This window comes from Pseudomonas sp. EB271-G4-1 (assembly GCF_058791355.1).
The window spans coordinates 1-830 of record NZ_JBYTEO010000146.1; the positions used below are offsets into that span (position 1 = coordinate 1).

Below are 830 nucleotides of genomic sequence, written 5' to 3' on the forward strand. Positions count from 1 at the left end.
TTTCACATCCAACTTAACAAACCACCTACGCGCGCTTTACGCCCAGTAATTCCGATTAACGCTTGCACCCTCTGTATTACCGCGGCTGCTGGCACAGAGTTAGCCGGTGCTTATTCTGTCGGTAACGTCAAAACAGCAAAGTATTAATTTACTGCCCTTCCTCCCAACTTAAAGTGCTTTACAATCCGAAGACCTTCTTCACACACGCGGCATGGCTGGATCAGGCTTTCGCCCATTGTCCAATATTCCCCACTGCTGCCTCCCGTAGGAGTCTGGACCGTGTCTCAGTTCCAGTGTGACTGATCATCCTCTCAGACCAGTTACGGATCGTCGCCTTGGTGAGCCATTACCTCACCAACTAGCTAATCCGACCTAGGCTCATCTGATAGCGCAAGGCCCGAAGGTCCCCTGCTTTCTCCCGTAGGACGTATGCGGTATTAGCGTCCCTTTCGAGACGTTGTCCCCCACTACCAGGCAGATTCCTAGGCATTACTCACCCGTCCGCCGCTGAATCAGAGAGCAAGCTCTCTTCATCCGCTCGACTTGCATGTGTTAGGCCTGCCGCCAGCGTTCAATCTGAGCCATGATCAAACTCTTCAGTTCAAACATCTTTGGGTTTTGAGAAAACCCTAAACTTGGCTCAGCAATCGTTGGTTACATCTTTGATTTCTCGCGGAGTAACTTGTGATGCTGATAATCTGTTGACTAGCAGTCTGACTCCACAAGCACCCACACGAATTGCTTGATTCAGTTGTTAAAGAGCGGTTGGTTAAGATCTTTCGTCTCAACCGAGGCGCGCATTCTACAGCAGCCTCATTTGCTGTCAAGTG

At 50.2% G+C, this 830-nt stretch carries 1 rRNA gene; it reads right to left on the minus strand.

The features are described 5' to 3' along the window. Window positions 1-603 (minus strand): 16S ribosomal RNA (locus AC3WWR_RS30850); the annotation flags it as partial. Window positions 604-830: the final 227 nt, after the last annotated feature.